This window comes from Pseudooceanicola sp. NS-SX8 (assembly GCF_057380755.1).
In genome coordinates, this window is the sequence record NZ_CM170819.1 from 2,162,117 (window position 1) to 2,183,071 (window position 20,955).

The 20,955-nt window shown below is 66.4% G+C and carries 15 protein-coding genes and 1 pseudogene; 13 read left to right on the top strand and 3 right to left on the bottom strand.

The features are described from left to right. Positions 1-44: 44 nt before the first annotated feature. The 12 genes and pseudogenes from AC2IR1_RS09865 (at position 45) to tig (ending at position 15,009) form a co-directional block, all read left to right on the top strand. A complete protein-coding gene (locus AC2IR1_RS09865) occupies positions 45-683 on the top strand; it encodes a CerR family C-terminal domain-containing protein (RefSeq protein ID WP_486476109.1) in 639 nt (212 codons plus the stop codon). Next, complete coding sequence (locus AC2IR1_RS09870) at positions 680-1,633, top strand: HlyD family secretion protein (protein ID WP_486476110.1); 954 nt, start codon at positions 680-682, stop codon at positions 1,631-1,633. The genes AC2IR1_RS09865 and AC2IR1_RS09870 overlap by 4 nt, the downstream gene beginning before the upstream one ends. Next, positions 1,630-2,580, top strand: coding sequence for an ABC transporter ATP-binding protein (locus AC2IR1_RS09875; RefSeq protein ID WP_486476111.1), 951 nt, complete (start codon positions 1,630-1,632; stop codon positions 2,578-2,580). Before AC2IR1_RS09870 ends, AC2IR1_RS09875 begins: the two co-directional genes overlap by 4 nt. Beyond that, on the top strand, positions 2,577-3,698 hold the full coding sequence (locus tag AC2IR1_RS09880; protein WP_486476112.1) for an ABC transporter permease: 1,122 nt from the start codon (positions 2,577-2,579) through the stop codon (positions 3,696-3,698). The genes AC2IR1_RS09875 and AC2IR1_RS09880 overlap by 4 nt, the downstream gene beginning before the upstream one ends. A 130-nt stretch (positions 3,699-3,828) precedes the next feature. Next, on the top strand, positions 3,829-5,022 hold the full coding sequence (locus tag AC2IR1_RS09885; protein WP_486476113.1) for an efflux RND transporter periplasmic adaptor subunit: 1,194 nt from the start codon (positions 3,829-3,831) through the stop codon (positions 5,020-5,022). 1 nt (position 5,023) lies between these two features. After that, a complete protein-coding gene (locus AC2IR1_RS09890; RefSeq protein ID WP_486476114.1) occupies positions 5,024-6,982 on the top strand; it encodes a MacB family efflux pump subunit in 1,959 nt (652 codons plus the stop codon). A gap of 230 nt (positions 6,983-7,212) precedes the next feature. Further along, on the top strand, positions 7,213-8,316 hold the full coding sequence (locus AC2IR1_RS09895) for an HlyD family secretion protein (protein WP_486476115.1): 1,104 nt from the start codon (positions 7,213-7,215) through the stop codon (positions 8,314-8,316). After that, positions 8,313-11,051 (top strand): ribosome-associated ATPase/putative transporter RbbA, encoded by a 2,739-nt coding sequence (rbbA, locus tag AC2IR1_RS09900; protein WP_486476116.1) that lies wholly within the window; start codon positions 8,313-8,315, stop codon positions 11,049-11,051. The genes AC2IR1_RS09895 and rbbA overlap by 4 nt, the downstream gene beginning before the upstream one ends. A 1-nt stretch (position 11,052) precedes the next feature. Continuing rightward, complete coding sequence (locus AC2IR1_RS09905; RefSeq protein ID WP_486476117.1) at positions 11,053-12,165, top strand: ABC transporter permease; 1,113 nt, start codon at positions 11,053-11,055, stop codon at positions 12,163-12,165. Between the two features lie 209 nt (positions 12,166-12,374). Next, positions 12,375-12,704 (top strand): annotated as a pseudogene (locus tag AC2IR1_RS09910) (type IV pili methyl-accepting chemotaxis transducer N-terminal domain-containing protein); the annotation flags it as partial. Between the two features lie 78 nt (positions 12,705-12,782). Then, entirely contained in the window at positions 12,783-13,199 is a 417-nt protein-coding gene (locus AC2IR1_RS09915; RefSeq protein WP_486476396.1) for a type IV pili methyl-accepting chemotaxis transducer N-terminal domain-containing protein, read from the top strand. A 481-nt stretch (positions 13,200-13,680) separates the two neighbouring features. After that, positions 13,681-15,009 (top strand): trigger factor, encoded by a 1,329-nt coding sequence (gene tig / locus AC2IR1_RS09920; protein WP_486476118.1) that lies wholly within the window; start codon positions 13,681-13,683, stop codon positions 15,007-15,009. 202 nt (positions 15,010-15,211) lie between these two features. Here tig and AC2IR1_RS09925 read toward each other — a convergent pair whose 3' ends face one another. Together AC2IR1_RS09925 and AC2IR1_RS09930 are read right to left on the bottom strand one after the other, a co-directional pair. After that, complete coding sequence (locus tag AC2IR1_RS09925) at positions 15,212-16,102, bottom strand: serine hydrolase domain-containing protein (RefSeq protein ID WP_486476119.1); 891 nt, start codon at positions 16,100-16,102, stop codon at positions 15,212-15,214. Further along, complete coding sequence (locus AC2IR1_RS09930) at positions 16,099-16,575, bottom strand: Lrp/AsnC family transcriptional regulator (protein ID WP_486476120.1); 477 nt, start codon at positions 16,573-16,575, stop codon at positions 16,099-16,101. Before AC2IR1_RS09930 ends, AC2IR1_RS09925 begins: the two co-directional genes overlap by 4 nt. Positions 16,576-16,729: 154 nt before the next feature. On the opposite strand from AC2IR1_RS09930, the gene AC2IR1_RS09935 reads away from it, so the two are divergent. Beyond that, positions 16,730-18,019, top strand: coding sequence for an aspartate aminotransferase family protein (locus AC2IR1_RS09935; protein WP_486476121.1), 1,290 nt, complete (start codon positions 16,730-16,732; stop codon positions 18,017-18,019). Between the two features lie 311 nt (positions 18,020-18,330). Here the strand turns inward: AC2IR1_RS09935 and AC2IR1_RS09940 are convergent, their stop codons facing one another. Continuing rightward, on the bottom strand, positions 18,331-20,739 hold the full coding sequence (locus AC2IR1_RS09940; RefSeq protein ID WP_486476122.1) for a membrane-bound PQQ-dependent dehydrogenase, glucose/quinate/shikimate family: 2,409 nt from the start codon (positions 20,737-20,739) through the stop codon (positions 18,331-18,333). Positions 20,740-20,955 lie beyond the last annotated feature (216 nt).

Below are 20,955 nucleotides of genomic sequence, written 5' to 3' on the forward strand. Positions count from 1 at the left end.
AGGTTTCTCTTGCGATTCAGTCAATCGTTTGATTGAATTCTGCCATGACCGATACAGCCACCACCGACGACACCCGCCAGCGCCTGATCGCGGCCGGCTTCCGCCTGTTCGGCGAAGCGGGTTTCGCGGCCACTTCGACGCGGAAACTGGCAGAGGCCGCGCGCACCAACGTCGCTTCGATCTCCTACCATTTCGGCAGCAAAGCGGGCCTGCACGAGGCCTGTGCCCGCGCCGTGGTGGAATGCATCAGCCAGGTGGCAGGGGCGCCGAGGGACCATGCGGGCATCTCCCGCGAAGAAGCCGTGGCGCGGCTGGAAGCGCTGCTGCGCGGCATGACACACTACCTGGCGACCGATGGTCAGGCCTCTGAAATCGTTGAATTCATCACGCGGGAGCTGAACAGTTCCGCCGATATCGCGGACCTGCTCTATGATGAGTTCATAGGGGCGAAGCACCGGGAGCTCTGTCAGCTTTGGTCCCGCGCAACCGGCCTTGCGGAAGAAAGCGAAGGGGTGCGTCTCGCCGTTTTCGCGATGATCGGGCAGGTGGTCTATTTCCGGATCGGACAGCGCTTCGTGCTGCGTCGGATGGGATGGGATCGCATCGGCCCGCAGGAGGCCACGCGGCTGGCCGACCTGCTTTGCGGACACCTCCACGCCGCCCTTGAAAGGAGCCGCGCATGACCGCGTTTCTCTGTGCTCTGCCCATGGCGGGCTTCTTCTTTTCGGCCTGTGCCGCCCCTGGCCCCTTGGCCACCGGCTACGTCGAGGGCGAGTATACCGAGCTTGCCCCGGTCGCCACGGCCCAGGTGCGGCAGCTGGACGTGACGCGCGGTGCACGCGTCGCACCGGGCCAGGTCCTTGTGGAGATGGAGAAAAAGGATGCCGAGATCGCGCTTGCGCAGGCCCAGGCGGCACTGGCCCAGGCCGAAAGCGAGCTGGCGGATTTGAAGGAGGGCAGCCGGGAGGAGGAGATCCGCGCGATCGAGGCCTCGCTGGCCTCTGCCCGGGCGCAGGCAGACGAAGCCCGGCGCACCGAGGCGCGGATGATCAGCCTCGCGCAGCGTGGGGCGGTGACCGAAAGCGAGCGTGACGACGCGGAAACCGCCGCGCGGGTGGCAGAGGCCAGCGTGGCCCAGATCGAGGCGGAGCTTGCCGTGGCCAAGCTGCCCGCCAGGCCACAGGCGATTGCCGCTGCGCAGGCCGCGCGCGACGGGGCGGAAGCGGCGCGCAACCAGGCCCGGTGGGATCTGGAACAGCGTGACCTTTCGGTGCCCTTCGCCGGAACCGTGGATGATATCATCCGCAGGCCCGGAGAGATTGCCGGGCCGTCCTCTCCGGTGTTGTCGGTGCTGGGCGACGAGGCGGTGAAGCTGCGGCTCTACGTGCCCGAGACGGAGATCGCACAGGTGGCCGTCGGGGATCTTCTTGCCGTGGGCTGTACCGGCTGCCCGGCCGGGATCCAGGCCGAAATCACCTATGTTTCCAACGAGGTGGAATTCACCCCGCCGGTGATTTACTCCCTCGAGAACCGTCAGAAGCTGGTCTACCTGGTCGAAGCGCGGCCCTTGGACGGCGCGGCACTGAAGCCCGGGCAGATCGTCGATGTGCGCCTGCCGGAGACAGTGGAATGAGCGAGCCGGCGATTTCCGTCCGGGGGCTGACCAAGGCCTTCGGCGACCGGAGGGTCGTGGATGACGTCTCGTTGGAGGTCAGGCGGGGGGAGATCGCGGGGTTTCTTGGCCCGAACGGATCCGGCAAGACCACCACGATCCGCCTGATGTGCGGCCTGTTGCAGCCCGACAGTGGCGAGGGCCGTGTCCTGGGCCTCGACATCCTGCGCGACCGCACGGCGATCAAGCGCCGGGTCGGCTACATGACCCAGCGGTTCTCCTTCTACGAGGATCTGACGATCCGGGAGAACCTGGCTTTCGTAGCCGGGCTTTACGACATGAAGAACCGGCGCCGCGTGGTGCAGGAGACCCTGCAGGACCTTGGCCTGCATTCGCGGCGGGATCAGCTGGCCGGGTCGTTGTCCGGCGGGTGGAAGCAACGCCTGGCCCTGGCCGCCTGCGTGATGCACAAGCCCGACCTGCTGCTGCTGGATGAGCCGACGGCGGGCGTCGATCCAAAGGCCCGGCGGGAGTTCTGGGATGAAATTCATCGTCTTGCCACGGGCGGGCTGACGGTTCTCGTGTCGACCCACTACATGGACGAGGCCGAGCGCTGCCATCGGATCAACTACATTTCCTATGGCAAGCTGGTCGCATCGGGCACAGTGGCCGATGTCGTTCGCGATGCCGGGCTGACGACGCTGGTGCTGACAGGGCGTGGTGCGCAGGGTGCTGCGGCCACGGCGGAGGCCGCAAAGCGGCTGCGCGGCGCCCCGGGGGTGGAGCAGATTGCCCCCTTCGGCACCTCTCTTCACGTGGTCGGGCGGGACGCCACGGCATTGCGGGAAAGCGCCGCCAGGGTGGCGCGTGAGACCGGGACGGACCTGGCGGAGGCAGAAACCAGCCTGGAGGACGTCTTCATCCAGCTGATGGGCCAGTCCCGCGACAACATGGAGGAAGAGGCATGAGGTGTCTTTTCTCCTTCGGCCGGCTGGCAACGCTTCTGGCCAAGGAAAGCATCCAGATGCGGCGCGACCGGCTGACCTTCGGGATGATGATCGGCATTCCCCTGGTCCAACTGATGCTGTTCGGCTTCGCCATCAATACCGATCCGAAGGAGCTGCCAGCCGCTCTGGTTGCGCCGACCCAGGACAGGTTCACCCGGGCCATGGTCTCCGCGCTGGAACTGACGGGCTATTATCGTTTCGTGTCCCCCCATGCGACTGCGGCGGAGGCAGAGGAGATGATACAGCGGGGCGATGTCGTCTTTGTCGTGACCGTGCCGTCCGACTTTGGTCGCCGGGTCGAACGGGGCGATGATCCGTCGATCCTGATCGAGGCCGATGCCACCGATCCTTCGGTCGCCTCCGGTGCGATTTCCACCCTTGGGACCGTCGCAACCCAGGCGCTGCAGCGGGAGCTGGGGCAGGCCAGCGCCTCTGCTCCGCTCTCGGTCGTCGTGCACAAACGCTACAATCCCGAAGGGATCACGCAGTACAACATCGTGCCGGGTCTTCTGGGGGTGATCCTGCAACTGACGATGGTGATGATGACCTCCATGGCGCTGACCCGGGAAACGGAACGGGGCACGATGGAAAACCTGCTGTCGATGCCCGCCACCCCGCTGGAGATCATGCTGGGAAAGATCATACCCTATTTCGTCATCGGCGCGGTGCAGGTGGCGGTCGTGCTGCTGGCGGCCAAGGCGGTCTTCGGCGTACCCATGGTGGGGCATCTTTCGGTGATCCTGCTGGGGATTTTCGTCTTCGTCCTGTCGCTGGTCATCCTGGGCTACCTGATTTCCACCGCCAGCCGGACGCAGATGCAGGCGATGCAGCTGACGTTCTTCTTCTTCCTTCCCTCGATGATGTTGTCGGGCTTCATGTTCCCGTTCCGGGGCATGCCCACCTGGGCGCAATGGTTGGGGGAAATCTTCCCGCTGACCCATTTCCTGCGGCTGATCCGGTCTGTCATGCTGAAAGGGGCGGATCTGGGCACCGTGGCGGGCTCGCTCGGGGCGCTCTTGCTGTTCGTCGTGGTCCTTTCGGCCCTGGCGCTGAAGCGTTTCCGCAGAACGCTGGACTGAAGGATCCGACGTGGCGTCGCGAGGCCCGGATATGACACGGATATGACCCGTGGCGACGGAAGGGCGCTCTTTGCACGTATAGGTTCCTGAACGCCCCCTGTCCGGGGCACAGTCAAAAGGGACCTGCCGAATGTTTCGCAAGTCGATCATCGTGCTCATTGTGCTGCTCGCCGCCGGTGCGGGCGGATACTACTGGTACAGCACGCAAAATGCCGAACCGCCTGCGCCGCCGACCACTGTCAGCGTGACGCGGGCCGATGTGGAAACCACCGTGCTTGCCTCCGGTGTGATCGAGGCGTCCCGCCTGACCTCGGTGGGGGCCGAGGTTTCGGGCCGGATCGAGAGCCTGTCGGTCGCCGTGGGCGACAAGGTGGCGGAAGGGGACATCATCGCCACGATCGACAGCACCGATCAGGAGATCGAGGTGCAGAGCGCCGAGGCCGCGCTTGCGCAGATCAACGCGGAGATCAAGGGCAAGGAAGCGGAGATCGTCACCCTGAAAGCAGAGGCGGAGCGCCAGCAGGGCCTGATGAAGCGCGGCGCCACGACCAGTGCCGATGCCGATGCCGCCCAGGCCGATTACGAGGTTGCCCTGGCTGATCATGAGGCGCTGGATGCCCAGCTCAAGGTGGCCGAACTGGATCTGAGCACGGCGCAGAAGGCGCTGGAGCGGACGCAGATCAGCTCCCCCGCGGCGGGGACGGTGGTGGCCATCGTCAACGACGAAGGCACGACCGTGAATGCCTCCACCGACGCGCCCACCATCGTGAAGATCGCGGATCTGGAGCAGATGCATGTCGTCGCCTCCGTGTCGGAGGCGGATGTCGCGGGGGTGAAGGCAGGCGACAAGGTGCGCTTCACCCTGGCGGGCCTGCCCGGCCAGACCTTCGATACCGAACTGGAAAGCGTGGCCCCGGCGCCGGCGTCCATCGCGGATGACGACGAGATCGATACGGATGAGGCGATCTATTACGAGGTGCAGATGACCGTGCCCAACCCCGAAGGTCAGCTGCGCATCGGCATGACGGCCGAGGTGACGATCATCCTCGACAGCGCGGAAGATGCGCTGAGCCTGCCGATTTCCGCGGTGAGCGGAGATATCTCCTCCGGTACGGCGCACCTTATGGTGATGGGCGATGGCGCCCCGGAAATGCGTGAGGTCAGCCTTGGCCTGCAGGGGGATGAGCGGATCGTGGTGGCCAGCGGCCTCTCCGAAGGGGACCAGGTGATCGTGCCTGATGCCTCTATGCCTGCGCCTCCCTCTGGCGAGACAGACAGTGGTGGCCCGGGCGGCATGCCTCCGGGCGGGCCCATGGGGTTCTGACATGACCGATACGGATGACACATTGATCAGGTTGCGGGGCATCACCCGCGCCTACAAGACCGGTGAAACCGAAACCGTCGTGCTGCACGGGGTCGACCTGGCCATCGCACGGGGCGAGTTCGTGGCGATCATCGGCAGTTCCGGGTCCGGCAAGTCGACACTGATGAACATCATCGGGTGCCTCGACCGGGCGACGACCGGGGATTACAGCTATGACGGCCGCCCGGTGTCCGAGATGGACGCGGAGGAGCTTTCGGCGCTGCGGCGCCGCCACTTCGGGTTCATTTTTCAACGCTATCAGCTGCTTGGAGACCTGGATGCACGCCAGAACGTCGAGGTGCCCGCCGCCTACCAGGGCGCGGACCACGGCAAGCGGAAGGGCCGGGCCGAGGCATTGCTGAAGCGGCTGGGTCTGGGTGAGCGGATGAGCCACCGCCCGTCGGAGCTTTCGGGGGGGCAGCAGCAGCGGGTTTCGGTGGCGCGCGCGCTGATGAACGGGGGCGAGGTGATCCTGGCCGACGAGCCCACGGGGGCGCTTGATAGTGCTTCGGGTCTCGAACTACTTCGCCTCCTGCGGGAGCTGAACGCCCAGGGCCACACCGTCGTCATCGTGACCCATGACCCCAAGGTGGCCGAGGCCGCCGGCCGGGTGATCGAGATCAGCGACGGCAAGATCCTGTCCGACACCACGCGCGACCTGCCGGAAGCGGAGGCCACGCCCGCGGACGAACTGCCGCCGCCCGCGCCGGTCAGCCTGTCGCCCGCCCTGTCACGCTTCCGCGACAGCTTCTATTCCGCCGTGCTGTCGTTGTCGCGGCACCGGCTGCGGTCCTTCCTGACCATGCTGGGGATCATCATCGGCATCGCCTCGGTCGTCTCGGTCGTGGCGCTCGGCACCGGCAGCCAGCAGCAGGTGCTGGAGCGGATCTCGGCCATCGGGACCAACACCATCACGGTGCGGGCCGGGACGGGCTTCGGCGACCGCCGCTCGGATGCCATCGACACGCTGGTGCCCGCCGATGCCACTGCACTGGCGAACGAGGACTTCGCGACCTCTGCCTCTGCCATCCTGACGACGACGGCGCGGCTGTCGCGAAACTCGGTCAGTTCCACCGCGTCGGTCTATGGCGTGGGCGCCGATTATTTCGATGTCAGCGCCTATACGCTGACGGAGGGCCGCCTGTTCACCGAGGCGGAAAACACCCGCCGCGCGCAGGTGGTGGTGATCGACGACAACGCGGTGGATACCTATTTCGACGATGGCACCGACCCGATCGGGGAAACCATGCTGGTCGACAAGGTGCCGCTGCGGGTGATCGGGGTGGTCGAAAGCTCCTCCACCATGGGGCCGCCGGACCAGGTGCGGATCTTCTCTCCGCTGCAGACGGTTGCGGTGCGGATCACCGGGGATGACCGGCTCAGCTCCATCTCTGTCCGGGTGGCCGATGACATCGACATGGACGCGGCGGAGGCCGGGGTGGAGGCGCTGATGCTGGAACGCCACGGCGTGGTCGACTTCAGCCTGCAGAACTCCGACACCATACGGGAGGCGATCACCTCGACCACGCAGACGATGACCTACCTGATTTCGGCCATCGCGGTGATCAGCCTCGTGGTGGGCGGCATCGGAGTGATGAACATCATGCTGGTTTCCGTCACCGAACGGACGGGGGAGATCGGGGTGCGCATCGCCGTGGGCGCGCGGCGGTCCGACATCGTGACCCAGTTCCTGCTGGAGGCGGTCATGCTGTGTCTGCTGGGCGGGATCCTGGGGATCCTGGGCGCGCTTGGCGTCGGTTGGGCCATGGCCAAGTTCCAGAGCACCTTCACCCTGGTCTTCAGTTCGACGACCATCTGGCTGGCCTTCCTGACCTCGACCCTGATCGGGCTGGGCTTCGGGTACCTGCCGGCACGCTCTGCCTCCCGGCTTGATCCGGTGGAAGCGCTGGCGCGGGATTGATCCCGCGCCGGTTGGCCCCGGAGGACGCCACGTCGAGAAAAATGCGGGCCCCGTCGTAGGGCTGTGAATTCCTGTGCGTATGGTTTGGCAGAGGGGGCGTTTTGACACGCCGGTACGCTTTATGGTTGCAGGAAGTAGACCGTCGGGTTCAGTTTCGCCCCATACGGCCCCGTCACGTCGCCGGATTCTCCGGTGCGGGCGGGGTGCATGCGTGAGGGAGACGACACGGCATGGCGCACAAGGCCCGCAAATTCATCCTTCCTGCCGTTCTGGTCGTTCTGGCCGTGGCGGGATATGTCCTTTGGAAACAGGCGAATGGCGCCGACGGTTGGCCGGGTATCGCGCAGGGCAACGGGCGGATCGAGGCGGTGGAGATCGACATCGCCGCCAAGTCTGCCGGGCGCATTTCAGAGATCCTGGTCGAGGAAGGGCAGCTGGTGCAGCAGGGCGATGTGCTGGCGCGGCTGGACAGCCGGCAGCTTCTGGCCTCCCTGAAACAGTCCGAGGCGGAGAAGAAGCGCGCGGTGCTGGGCGTGGACAGCGCGAAGATCAAGGTGCGCCAGGCGGAGGCAGAGAAGCGCGCGGCGGATGCGCAGATAGAGGAGGCGCAGGCCTCTTACGATGCGGCGCAGAAGCAGTATGAGCGCAGCCAGGCCCTGGCGGAATCGGCGACGGTTTCGGATGCGACGCTGGACAGCGCCCGGGCCACGGCATTGAGCGCCAAGGCGGCAATCGCGGCGGCGGAGGCGCAGTCGGCGGCATCGGAGGCGGCGATCAACTCTGCTCAGGCGGCTGTGGTGGACGCCGAGGCCGCGGTGGAGGCCGCGGATGCCGCCATCGACCTGGTGAAAGTGCAGATCGAGGACAACGAGCTGGTCGCGCCCCGCGATGGCCGGGTGCAGTACATCGTGGCGCGGGAGGGCGAGATCGTCAGCTCCGGCGGGCGGGTGATCAACATGGTCGACCTGGGCGATGTCTACATGTCCTTCTTCCTGCCGACGGAGCAGGCCGGGCGGATCGGGCTGGGCACCGATGCGCGGATCCTGTTGGACGCGGTGCCGAACTACTCCATCCCGGCCAGCATTTCCTTCGTGGCCGACGTGGCGCAGTTCACGCCTAAGGCGGTGGAGACCGAGATCGAGCGCGAGAAGCTGATGTTCCGCGTGCGCGCCAAGATCGATCCGGAGTTGCTGAAGGAATACAGCGGTTTCGTGAAGACCGGCCTGCCGGGGGTCACCTATGTGCGGATTGATCCCACGGCGGACTGGCCCGACACCCTGCCGCAGACCGTGCCGGATCACCTGCCCGAAGGCTTCATCGAGGGGCTGCAATGACCCAGCCTGAAACGGCGGGTCCGGTGGTGACGCTGACCGACTGCAGCCTGACCTACAAGAAGACCCGGGCGCTGGACCATGTCAGCCTGCAGATCCCTGCGGGGGTCATGGCGGGGCTGATCGGGCCGGACGGTGTCGGCAAGTCGAGCCTGCTGTCCATGGTGGCGGGGGCCCGGGCCATGCAGGAGGGGCAGTTGATGGTGCTTGGGGGCGACATGCGCTCCGCCGGTCACCGCAGCCGGTCCTGCCCCCGGATTGCCTATATGCCGCAGGGGCTTGGCCGGAACCTTTATGCCACGCTGTCGGTCTTTGAGAACGTCGATTTCTTTGGCCGGCTGTTCGGTCATGGCAAGACGGAGCGGGAGGCGCGGATCGCCGAGCTGCTGGCGGCCACGGGGTTGGCGCCCTTTGCGGACCGTCCGGCGGGGAAGCTGTCGGGCGGCATGAAGCAGAAGCTGGGCCTGTGCTGTGCGCTGATCCATGATCCGGACCTGCTGATCCTGGATGAGCCGACGACCGGGGTGGACCCGCTGTCGCGGCGCCAGTTCTGGGACCTGATTGACGGCATCCGCGCGCGCCGTCCGGGCATGAGCGTCATCGTCGCCACCGCCTACATGGAGGAGGCGGCGCGGTTCGACTGGCTTTGCGCCATGCACGGCGGCAGGGTTCTGGACACCGGGACGCCGGCGGAGCTGTTGCAGCGGACGGGGGCGGAGGACCTGGACGCGGCCTTCATCGCGATGCTGCCCGAGGCGCTGCGCCAGCGGCACCTGGAGGTCTCCCTGCCGCCGCGCCGGGCCGAGGCGGGGGAGACCTTTGCCATCGAGGCCGATCACCTGACCATGCGGTTCGGGGATTTCACGGCGGTGGAGGACGTCAGCTTCCGCATCCCGAAGGGGGAGATCTTCGGCTTCCTCGGCTCCAACGGCTGCGGCAAGACCACGACGATGAAGATGCTGACCGGCCTGCTGGCGCCGACCGAGGGGCAGGCGAGGCTCTTCGGCGAGGAGATGGACGCAAGCGACCTCGCGACGCGGCAGCGGATCGGTTACATGAGCCAGGCCTTTTCCCTGTATCGGGAGCTGACGGTCCGGCAGAACCTTGAATTGCATGCGAAACTCTATGATCTGCCGGTGGAGTCACGGCCCGCGCGGGTGGCGGAGATGCTGGAGCGGTTCGACCTGAAGGCGGTGGCGGAGACCTATCCCGATGCCCTGCCGCTGGGGATCCGGCAGCGGATGTCGCTGGCCACCGCGATGATCCACGGGCCCGACGTGCTGATCCTGGACGAGCCGACCTCGGGTGTGGATCCGGTGGCGCGGGACGGGTTCTGGCAGATCCTGGGGGAGCTGTCGCGGCAGGATGGCGTGACCATCTTCATCTCCACCCACTTCATGAACGAGGCGGAGCGCTGCGACCGGATCAGCCTGATGCATGCGGGTCGGGTCCTTTTGACCGACACGCCGGAGGCGATCCGGGACGCGGCGGGCGCTGCGACGCTGGAAGAGGCCTTCATCACCCGGCTGGAGGAGGCCAGCGGCGGCCGCGACACTGGCGCCGGGGCCGATGCGCTGGCCCTGCACAGCGCCCGGGGCGGGGTGCAGCGGCATTTCAGCTTCCGCCGGATGTTCTCCTACGCGCGGCGGGAGGCGCTGGAACTGCAGCGCGACCGGATCCGCGCGACGCTTGCGATCCTCGGCTCCGTCATCCTGATGTTCGTGGTGGGCTACGGCATCAACATGGACGTCGAGGACCTGACCTTTGCCGTGCTCGACAATGACGACAGTGCGATAAGTCGCGACTACATATCGGATATTTCCGGGTCGCGCTATTTCGTCGAAAAGGCCCCCCTGTCGGGCTACGACGACATGGACGCGCGGATGCGGGCCGGGAATATCGACCTTGCGATCGAGATCCCGCCGGGCTTCGGTGCGGATCTGGAGCGCGGGCGGCAGGTGCAGGTCGGTGCCTGGCTCGACGGGTCGATGCCCAGCCAGGCGGAGACGGTGAGCGGCTACGTGCAGGGCATCCATGCCTGGTACCTGACCGAGCGCGCGCGGGAGGAATACGGCGATGCCGCCGTGGCCTCCGACTTCGACCTGGAAGTGCGCTATCGCTACAATCCCGACATCCGCAGCCTGAACGCGATCGCCCCGGCGGTGATCCCGTTGTTGCTGATGCTGATCCCGGCGATGCTGGCGGCGCTGAGCGTGGTGCGGGAGAAGGAGATGGGATCCATCACCAACCTCTACGTCACCCCCGTGACGCGGTTGGAATTCGTGCTGGGCAAGCAGTTGCCCTATGTCGTCGTGGCCATGCTGAACTACGTGCTGATGGCGCTTTTCGCGGTCCATGTCTTCGGCGTGCCGATCACCGGCTCGGTCACGACCCTGACGGTGGCGGCGCTGCTGTTCTGCATCGGCTCCACCGGGTTCGGCCTTGTGATGTCGAGCTTCATGAACAGCCAGATCGCGGCGATCTTCGCCACGGCGCTGCTGACCATGATCCCGGCGGTGCAGTATTCGGGCATGATCGACCCGGTCTCCTCGCTGGAGGGGCTGGGCGCGGTGATGGCGAAGATCTTCCCCTCGGCCTACCTGGTCACGATTTCCCGGGGGGTCTTCGGCAAGGCCCTGGATTTCCAGGATCTTCGCGCGGATCTGACGGCGCTGCTGATCATCGCCCCGGCCTATCTGGCGCTGAGCACGCTGCTGCTGCGCAAGCAGGAGCGATAGGATGCGGCTGAGAAACATCTGGCATCTGGGCATCAAGGAATTGCGCGGGCTGATGCGCGATCCGGTCCTGATGGTGCTGATCGTCTATTCCTTCTCGCTGTCGATCTACACCTCGGCCACGGCGATGCCGGAAAGCCTGAACAAGGCCGCCATCGCCATCGTGGACGAGGACAGTTCGCAGCTGTCCGGCCGTATCGCGCAGGCCTTCTACCCCCCGTATTTCCAGGTGCCCCGGATGATTTCCACGGCAGAGATGGATGCGCGGATGGATGCGGGCCTGGATACCTTTGCCATGGTGATCCCGGCGGATTTCCAGCGGGACCTGCTGGCGGGCAAGGAACCGGTGATCCAGCTGAACGTCGATGCGACGCGGATGACCCAGGCCTTCACCGGCACCGGCTACATCCAGGAAATCGTGACCTACGAGGTGAACGAATACCTGGCCCGCCATCGCGACGTGCCGGAGGTGACCGCTGATCTGGTGCTGCGCGCCCGGTTCAATCCCAACCTGGAACAGGGGTGGTTCGGGGCGATTTCGGATGTCATCACCTCCATCACCATGCTGGGGATCGTGCTGACCGGCGCCGCCCTGATCCGCGAAAAGGAATATGGCACCGTCGAACACCTGCTGGTGATGCCCGTCAGCGCCTTCGAGATCATGGTGGCCAAGATATGGTCCATGGGGGCGGTGGTGCTGCTGGCCTCGGCCTTTGCCATCCGTGTGGTGGTGCAGGGGGCGCTGGACGTGCCCATCCCCGGGTCGATGCCCCTGTTCCTGGCGGGGACGGCGTTGCAGCTTTATGCCATTACGGCGCTTGGGATTTTCCTGGCCACGGTGGCGGGATCCATGCCGCAGTTCGGGCTGCTGATGGTGCTGGTCTTCCTGCCGCTGCAGGTGCTGTCGGGGGCGATGACCCCGCGGGACTCGATGCCGGAGATCATCCAGGCGATCATGCTGGCCGCGCCCAATACCCACTACGTCATCCTGTCCCAGGCGATCCTGTTCCGCGGCGCGGGCCTGTCGGTGGTCTGGCCGCAGTTGCTGGCGCTGGCGGGGATCGGGACGGCACTGTTCCTGCTCGCCCTGGCCCGGTTCCGGGCCTTCCTGCGGTAAGGGGGAGCCGGAAAAGGGGCGCAAGCAGCATCGTTGCGGGCTGCGTGGTGGGTTTTAACCGAATCTCCATCTGCCTCGGGTTTCCTGCGCTGGACGCCCATCTGCCCGAGGGAGCCCCGATGACGCCGTTCCGACATGTTCTGCCTGCCGTGCTGCGCCTTTTGGTTTTGCGTCTGCCGATATGCCTGGCGGTGGCGCTTTCGCTGCTGATGGCGCAGCCGCAGCCCCTGCGGGCCGAGGTCCGCTCGGAAATCGAGGGGGTGAAGCGCAAGATCAACCTGGCCGGGCGGCAGCGGATGCTGTCGCAGCGCATGGCGATGCTGACCTGCATGGCCGATACCCGGGTGCAGCACGACAGCGCGCTGACCCGCGCCCACGGCGCCCATGAGCTTTTCGACAAGACCTTGAAAGGCCTACGCTTCGGAGATGCGGAGCAGGGGCTTCCGGTGGAAACCCACCTGGAGGTGCTCGACTCCCTGGCGGTGGTCGAAACGCTCTGGACGGGCTACGGCGCCGCGGTGGAGGATTTTGTCCAGGCGGAACGGGCCAGCACCCTGCGGGCCATCCATGCCCGCAACGGCGCGGTCCTGGTGAACATGAATGCCTCGGTCATGAAGATGGAGGAGCTATATGGCGAGGGCACCGTCGATCCGGAGATTGCCACGGCGCTGAACATCGCCGGGCGGCAGCGGATGCTGATCATGAAGGCGCTGAAGGAGGCCTGTATGGTAGGCCGAGGCATCGCGCCGGAGCAGGACCGCGAGGCGCTGCAGAAGACGATCTCGCTGTTTTCCAGCAGCCTCTACAAGCTGCGCACCGGCAATGCCTGGGACGGGATCATCCCACCGCCCAGCTTCGAGGTCGACATGCAGCTGGAGCTTGTCCAGGCCGTCTGGGACTGGATGGAGCCCTACCTGAAGGCGGTCGTGGCCGGCGAAACCCCCGATCCGGAACTGCTGTCGCAGCTGCTCTACCACGGCGAGGTCGCCCTGACGGAGATGAACGTGGCGGTCTGGCTTTACGAGCAGGTTTGATCGGCCGGGGCCGGATCGCCAGTGGGTCATGCAGAGGCGGGGCTGAAGGCCGCGCGTGGTGGCGGGATGTGATGCTGGGATGTGAGGGACGGGCGTGACGGCATGTCATCAGGCCGGGATGGAAGGCGGGACAGGACTGCAGGGCATGACTGGAGGATGCGGCGGGGCTGGGGGATGGGGACTGGGGGATGTGACGGGATTGGGGAATATGAAGGGGGCTCTTCGGGGCCCCTTTGCTTTTGCCGGCCCCGATGTCGGCTCCCTGTGCCAGCCCCCGGTGGCGGAGGGGCGCGCGCCGGGGCGATTCCGCCAATCGGCAGCTGCCGCCCGCCCAATGGGTGCAATGGGACGCAGAAAGGCGCTTCCGAAGGCGAAAACGCCATTCTTGCACCTTGCAACGCGCCGGGGCTGCCCATAGAAGAGCGTCTGATTTCGTTGGCCGCGCGACCGATGCGGCCCCGCTATGGAAGGACAAGCGACGATGCAGGTCACCGAGACCCTGAACGAGGGGCTGAAACGCGGCTACACGATCACCCTGACCGCGGCAGAGCTGGACGGCAAGGTGAACGAGAAGCTGGCCGAAGCCCAGCCCGACATCGAGATGAAAGGCTTCCGCAAGGGCAAGGTCCCGATGGCGCTGCTGAAGAAGCAATTCGGCCAGCGCGTTCTGGGCGAAGCCATGCAGGAAGCCGTCGATGGCGCCATGAACGATCACTTCGAGGCCTCCGGCGACAAGCCCGCGATGCAGCCCGCCGTGAACATGGTCGACGGTGAGACCTGGAAAGAGGGCGACGATGTCGTCGTCGAGATGTCCTACGAGAAGCTGCCGGAAATCCCGGAAGTCGACCTGAAGGCCGTCAAGCTGGAGAAGCTGGTCGCCAAGGCCGGTGACGAAGCCGTGGACGAGGCCCTGGCCAACCTGGCCGAGACCGCGCAGGACTTCGAAACCAAGGACGGCGCAGCCGAAGAAGGTGACCAGGTTGTCACCGACTTCCTCGGCAAGGTCGACGGCGAAGCCTTCGAGGGCGGCGCGGCAGACGACTACCCGCTGGTCCTGGGCTCCAACAGCTTCATCCCCGGCTTCGAAGAGCAGCTGACGGGCGTGAAGGCCGGCGACGAGAAGAACGTCGAAGTTACCTTCCCCGAGGAATACGGTGCAGAGCACCTGGCCGGCAAGGCCGCCGTCTTCGAGTGCAAGATCAAAGAGGTCAAGGCGCCCAAGGCCGCCGAGATCAACGACGAGCTGGCAACCAAGTTCGGCGCGGAAGACCTGGCTGGCCTGAAGGCCCAGATCGCAGAGCGCCTGGAAGCCGAATACGCCGGTGCCGCCCGTGCCGTCATGAAGCGCAAGCTGCTGGACGTGCTGGACGAGACCGTGACCTTCGAACTGCCGCCGAGCCTGGTGGAAGCCGAGGCCAGCCAGATCGCGCACCAGCTGTGGCACGAGGAAAACCCCGACGTCCACGACCACAACCACGACACCATCGAGCCCAGCGAAGAGCACACCAAGCTGGCCGAACGTCGCGTGAAGCTGGGCCTGCTGCTGGCCGAGCTGGGCCAGAAGGCAGAGGTCCAGGTGACCGATGCAGAGATGACCCAGGCCGTCATGAACCAGGCACGTCAGTACCCGGGCCAGGAACGCCAGTTCTTCGAATTCGTTCAGCAGAACCCGCAGATGCAACAGCAGCTGCGCGCGCCGATCTTCGAAGACAAGGTCGTCGACTATGTCTTCGAACTGGCAGAAGTGTCCGAGACGGAAGTGTCCAAGGACGATCTGCAGAAGGCCGTGGAAGAGCTCGACGACGAGTAATTTCCGCCGCAAGGCAATCGCGAAGGGCCGCCCCATGGGGCGGCCCTTTTGCGTTGCGAGATATGCTTTGCCCCGTCAAACCATCTGCCGCCGAACCGCCGGCCGGTACGTACCCGCCGTTGTTTCGCCAAGTGGCTGAAAAGCCGCGATCAAAACGTCGGTATTACGTCGGTATCGTAGCGGTATCGCGACGGTGGAACATTCAGTGCCGTGAAAGCAGCCGGGCCAGGTGCGCCATATGCGCCTCTGCCGCGTCTGGGCCGGGCGCGCCGGCGAAAACCGCCAGGGTCAGCGGGTCAGGCAGATCGGGCAGGTGGGTCACCACGCAGCCCGCGAAGGGCCCGCCGCCGGTATGCCCGAAGCTGGACCCGAGCGCGCCCAGCCCGCCCGCCATCAGGCCACCACCATAGCCATGTTCCGTCCAGGGACGGCCGGGCAGGGCGCCGCCCAGGGGCGTGACCTGCCGCATCCAGGCCAGCGCCGGGGCCGGCAGCAGCGCGCCGGTGGCCAGGGCCTGCAGCACGCGGGCCGCCGCCCGGGCGGTGCCGGTGAAGCATCCGTGATAGACCCAGCCGGGATCGTAATCCGCCCCCGGCGGCCAGAGCGCGGCCATGTCTGCCCGGCTGCGGGCCAGCGGGATTTCCACCCCCAGGGGGCGGGCAATGCGGGCGGCGACCTGCGCCTCGATATCGCCCGCGATGCCTTCGAGGTGACGGCGCAGCAGCAGGCTTGCCAGGTTGGAATAGGCCCAGCCGGTGCCGGGGGCGAAAAGCCGGGGCTGCGCCAGCGCGCGGGCGCGCAGCAGATCGGCGGGCCAGGCATCGCGCCCGGCCGCCACATCGGCCCGGTAGGCGGGCAGGGTGAAATAGTCGGGCAGGCCCGAGGTCTGCGCGATCAGCTGTCGCGGGGTGGGCGCGGGGGCTGGCAACTCGAGCGGGACGTCGAGGTCCAGCTGACCTTCGGCAGCCAGGGCCAGGGCGCAGATCGCCAGCAGGGTCTTGGAAAAGCTCCACCAGGGGAAGCGCCGCTCGCCCGCCGTGCCGCCTTCGGCGCCGGAGGCGCGGATCGCATGCCAGGGCAGGCTGTCGGTCATTCCGCTTCCACCAGGCAGAAGGCGGGCAGGGTGTTTTCGTTCTTGAACGAGCGCAGCAGGAAGTTCGTGCGGTAGGAAGCGACGGAGGGCCATTCGCCGAAGACCTCCTGCGCGAAGTCGTGGTAGGCCTCGATCGAGCGTTCCTGCACGATCAGCAGGAAGTCGAATTCGCCGGTGACCGCGTGGCACTGGGTGACCTGTTCGAAGGTGGTGATGCGCCGGGCGAAATCGCTGCTGACCGAGGCCTTGGGCGCGGTCAGCGTGACCATGACCGCCGCCGTCACCGGCTTGCGAAAGCGCCTGCGGTCGATCAGCGCCACGGCGCGGGTCAGGTAGCCATCGGACCAGAGGCGCGCCACGCGCTTGGCACAGGCAGAGAGCGAGAGGCCCAGTTCCTCTGCCAGGTCGGCATTGGTGCGCCGCGAATCTGCCTGAAGCGCCATGAGCAGCCGCTTGTCGCGAGGGTCGAGCATAATTCCTGTCCTGATGTCTGGTGTTGCGCATTTTTATCACGTTTGCGAGGTTTGCGACAGAGGTTCCTGAATGGGCGGCAATATCGTGGAAAATGTGGATCCAGCGCCCTCTATCGTTCCGGGCAGAGCGTTTTGCCCGAAAGAGAGGCCCTTGATGACCCAGTCCAACTTCCTTGCCCGCGCCGATGGCAGCCTGATCCGCTATGGCGCGCATTTCTTCGAGCGGGAGATCGTGTCGGCCCATGGCAGCTACGTGGTGGCCGCAGGCGGGCAGGAGATCCTGGATTTCACCTCTGGCCAGATGTCGGCGGTGCTGGGGCACAGCCATCCGGAGATCCGGGAGGTGATGCATGAATGGGTCGACCGGGTGTGCCACCTGCATTCGGGCATGCTGTCGGCGCCGGTGCTGGATCTGGCGGAGGGGCTGAAGGCGGTGACGCCCGAGGGCCTGGACCGGGTGCTGCTGCTGACCACCGGGGGCGAGGCCAATGACGCGGCGATCCGCATGGCCAAGCTGGTGACCGGCGGCCACGAGGTGGTGAGCTTTGCCCAGAGCTGGCACGGGGTGACCGGCAGCGCCTCGGCCGCGACCTATTCGGCGGGGCGCAAGGGCTATGGCCCGGTGGCGCCGGGCAATTTCGCCATCCCGGTGCCCAATGCCTACCGTCCGCGCTTCGCGGGGGTCGCGCTGGACTGGCGGGCGGAGCTGGACGATGCCTTCGCCCAGGTGGATGCCATGTCGACGGGCAACCTGGCGGCCTTCATCGCGGAGCCGATCCTGTCCACCGGGGGCATCATCGACCTGCCGGAGGGCTATATCGCGGCGCTGAAGAAGAAATGCGAAGAGCGCGGGATGCTGCTGATCCTCGACGAGGCGCAGACGGGGATCGGGCGCACGGGGCTGATGTTCGCCTTTGAACGCGACGGGGTAGCGCCGGACGTGCTGACCCTGTCAAAGACGCTGGGCGCGGGGCTGCCGCTGTCGGCGGTGATGACCAGCGCCGCGATCGAGGCGGAGGCCCATGCGCGCGGCTTCCTCTTCTACACCACCCACGTGGCCGACCCGCTGCCCGCCGCCGTGGGCTGCAAGGTGCTGGAGATCGCGACGCGGGACGACCTGCCGGGGCGGGCGGCGCGGATGGGCGCCTATTTCAAGGCCGGACTGGAGAAGCTGAAGGACCGCCACGAGATGGTGGGCGATGTCCGGGGGCGCGGTCTGCTGCTGGGCGTGGACGTGGTGGAGGACAAGCTGTCGAAGCGCCCGAACGAGGCCTACGGGGTGCGCGTCATGGACATCTGCGCGCGCGAGGGCCTGTCGATGAATATCGCGGGGCTGCCGGGGCTGGCCTCGGTCTTTCGCATCGCGCCGCCACTGACGGTGAGCGAGGCCGAGCTGGACACCGCGCTGGAGATCTTCGGCGCGGCCTTGGCCGAGGCGGAGTAGTCGCTCCCGGGGGCAGGGCGCGCGCCCGGCCGGGCCCTTGCCTTTTGAGTATTTGGGGCGGGTTGAAGGAGGGGCCTGGGCGCGTTTTTGGCGCGGGCGGGCCCGGCGGCAAGGCGGCCAAGCGCAGTCGAAAAGTGGGCCGGGCTGCCGGACCGGGTGCCGGGCCCATGGCTTCAACCCGCCGAAAATACTCCGGGGGTGAATTGAGCCGCAGGCTCAAGAGGGGGCAGAGCCCCCTGCCTTGCCTCAGGAAAGGAAAAGGGCCTGCCCGGTGTCCCGGACAGGCCCATTTTACTGTCTGGCGAACCGGATCAGTCAGGCAGTGCGTAGGCGATCACGTAGTCGCCGCGGTCCGGGGAGTTCCGGGCGCCGCCGGCGGAGATCACGATGTACTGCTTGCCGGTCTCCGGCGAGACGTAGGACATCGGAGTGCCCTGGCTGCCGACGGGCAGGCGGGCTTTCCAGACTTCCTTGCCGGTCGCGCTGTCGAAGGCGCGCAGCCAGTTGTCCTGGGTGGCCGCGAAGAACACCAGGCCGCCCTGGGTGGTCAGCGAGCCGCCGATCGTGGGCATGCCCACGGGCATCGGCAGGTGCATCTTGGTGCCGAAGAGGACGGTGTCCTGCACGGTACCCAGCGGCACTTCCCAGTTCACCTGCTGCGTTTCCATGTTGATGGAGGTCAGCGTGCCGAAGGGCGGTTCCTGGCAGGGGATGCCCAGCGGCGACAGGAAGCGGTTCTTGTTGACCGAGTAGGGCGTGCCCTTCAGCGGAACGGCACCCATGACGGTGTTCACGTCCTCGTTGCCGTCAGAGGCTTTCGCGCCCTGCTGCTGCTCCTGCATGTGGACCCAGAGGCCGAGGCGCATGTCGTTGACATAGAGCGTCTTGGCGGTCGGATCGTAGGAGAGGCCACCCCAGTTCATGCCACCCAGCGAGCCGGGGAAGGACAGGGAGTAGTCGGTGTCCGGCGCGGTGAAGAGACCTTCGTAGCGGTAGCCCTTGAAGATGATGCGGCACATCAGCTGGTCAAAGACCGTGGCGCCCCACATGTCGCGTTCTGCCAGGTGCTGCGCCCCGATCTGCGGCATGCCGACGGAGACGGGCTGCGTCGGGGAGTAGGGTTCGTCGGGGATGGAGGCGGGTTTCACCGGAACCTCTTCCACGTCGGTCAGCGGCTGGCCGGTCAGACGGTCGAGCACGAAGATCTGCCCCACCTTGGTGCCGAAGGTCAGCGCCTTGGTGCCGTCGAAGTCGATCAGCGTCGGCTGCATCGGCACGTCGAAGTCCCACAGGTCGTGGTGGACGGTCTGGTAGACCCACTTCTCGCGGCCGGTGGTGGCATCCAGCGCCAGCATGGAGGCGCCGTATTTCTCGTCTTCCGGGGTGCGTTCCACGCCCCAGAGGTCGATGGCCGCGCCGCCCACGGGCATGAAGACCGTGTTGGACCAGGCGTCATAGGTCATCGGCGCCCAGACGTTCGGCGTGGACCGCGTGAAGGCGGTTTCGCCGGTCATCGGACCGTCGATGGTCGGATCCGCAGCGCCCGGGTCGAAGGCCCACTTCATCTCGCCGGTCATGACGTCGAAGCCGCGCATCACGCCGCCGGGCATGTCGAGGGCGACGTTGTCGGCCACGCGGCCGCCGACGACGACGGTGGTGCCGGCCACCAGGGGCGCGGAGGTCAGCGAGTAGAGCGGCGATTGCGCGTCGCCCAGGCCTTCCTTCAGGTCCACGGTGCCATTGGTGCCGAAATCGGAGCAGAGCTCGCCCGTCTGGGCATCCAGCGCCACCAGGACGGCGTCGATGGTGTTCATGAAGATGCGCTGTTCACACTGCGCCGGATCGGCCGCGAGCGGCGTGACCGGGGTGCTGTCGGGGGCATCGGGTTGCTGGATCGGCGCGGAGGCGTCGAAGTAGGCCAGGCCACGGCACCGGACCCAGACGCGGGTGTCGGTGGGGAATTCGTGGCGCCACTTTTCGACACCGGTGGCGTTGTCGAGCGCGATCACGGTGTTGGCCGCGGTGCAGAGGTAGAGCGTGTCACCGACCTGCATCGGCGTGTTCTGATCTTCGAGGCCACCGCCGGTGGATTCGGGGATCTCGCCCGTCTGGAAGGTCCAGGCGACCTGCAGCTCATCCACGTTGTCGCGGTTGATCTGGTCGATGGAGGCGAAGCGATCCTCGTTCGGGGTGCCGCCGTAGTTGGACCAGTCGTTGGTTTCCTCGGGGGCTGCGACCATGCCGGTGGCGGCGTCGGCGTAGTGCTTGCCGTGCGGGATGAACATGCCGTAGCCCATGCCGAGAACGGCGATCAGGGCGAGGACGGCCGCGCCGTACCAGGTGCCGGTGCGGGCACGGATGCCGGCGCGGCGTTCGATGATCGGCTGGACCAGGAAGAGCACGAGGAGCGCCACAAGGAAGGTGTAGATCCGGGCGTGCAGGGCCCAGAAGTCCAGGCCGGCTTCCCAGAAGGCCCAGATGACGGTGGCCACGAAGGCGACCAGGTAGATGATCATGGCGGTGGTCTTGCCGCGGATCAGTTCGATCCCGGTGGCGAGGCCTGCCAGACCCATGAGGAGGTAGTACCAGCTGCCGCCGCGCGCGATCAGCATCACCCCGCCCGCGGCCAGGCCGAGGCCGGCCAGGGCGAAGAGAACGCCCAGGACGATGGTGAGGATCACGCCGGCGCGCTTGGCGCGGGGTGTATCGATTTCGGACATGTGAACTCCGTCTGCGGGGCCGGAGGGAGGAAGCCCCAACGTGTTGAGGCGCCCGGGGCGGGCGCCTGGTTCATGGCTGTGCCATAGGCATGGCGACGGCGCTCTCATCGGCCGCGTGCGACAAGTTGTCAAGAGTTGGCTCTGTCAATCACTTTTTCCAAGTGTTTGAAATTGCGTAAGTAAATTGGAGGTATGCAAAAGTATGCGCGCAGACTG

Bases quoted from the DNA above. Each gene is read 5' to 3' on its own strand.
- AC2IR1_RS09865 (WP_486476109.1), top strand. From the start codon at position 45: ATGACCGATACAGCCACCACCGACGACACCCGCCAGCGCCTGATCGCG.
- AC2IR1_RS09870 (WP_486476110.1), top strand. From the start codon at position 680: ATGACCGCGTTTCTCTGTGCTCTGCCCATGGCGGGCTTCTTCTTTTCG.
- AC2IR1_RS09875 (WP_486476111.1), top strand. From the start codon at position 1,630: ATGAGCGAGCCGGCGATTTCCGTCCGGGGGCTGACCAAGGCCTTCGGC.
- AC2IR1_RS09880 (WP_486476112.1), top strand. From the start codon at position 2,577: ATGAGGTGTCTTTTCTCCTTCGGCCGGCTGGCAACGCTTCTGGCCAAG.
- AC2IR1_RS09885 (WP_486476113.1), top strand. From the start codon at position 3,829: ATGTTTCGCAAGTCGATCATCGTGCTCATTGTGCTGCTCGCCGCCGGT.
- AC2IR1_RS09890 (WP_486476114.1), top strand. From the start codon at position 5,024: ATGACCGATACGGATGACACATTGATCAGGTTGCGGGGCATCACCCGC.
- AC2IR1_RS09895 (WP_486476115.1), top strand. From the start codon at position 7,213: ATGGCGCACAAGGCCCGCAAATTCATCCTTCCTGCCGTTCTGGTCGTT.
- rbbA (WP_486476116.1), top strand. From the start codon at position 8,313: ATGACCCAGCCTGAAACGGCGGGTCCGGTGGTGACGCTGACCGACTGC.
- AC2IR1_RS09905 (WP_486476117.1), top strand. From the start codon at position 11,053: ATGCGGCTGAGAAACATCTGGCATCTGGGCATCAAGGAATTGCGCGGG.
- AC2IR1_RS09915 (WP_486476396.1), top strand. From the start codon at position 12,783: ATGGAGGAGCTATATGGCGAGGGCACCGTCGATCCGGAGATTGCCACG.
- tig (WP_486476118.1), top strand. From the start codon at position 13,681: ATGCAGGTCACCGAGACCCTGAACGAGGGGCTGAAACGCGGCTACACG.
- AC2IR1_RS09925 (WP_486476119.1), bottom strand. From the start codon at position 16,102: ATGACCGACAGCCTGCCCTGGCATGCGATCCGCGCCTCCGGCGCCGAA.
- AC2IR1_RS09930 (WP_486476120.1), bottom strand. From the start codon at position 16,575: ATGCTCGACCCTCGCGACAAGCGGCTGCTCATGGCGCTTCAGGCAGAT.
- AC2IR1_RS09935 (WP_486476121.1), top strand. From the start codon at position 16,730: ATGACCCAGTCCAACTTCCTTGCCCGCGCCGATGGCAGCCTGATCCGC.
- AC2IR1_RS09940 (WP_486476122.1), bottom strand. From the start codon at position 20,739: ATGTCCGAAATCGATACACCCCGCGCCAAGCGCGCCGGCGTGATCCTC.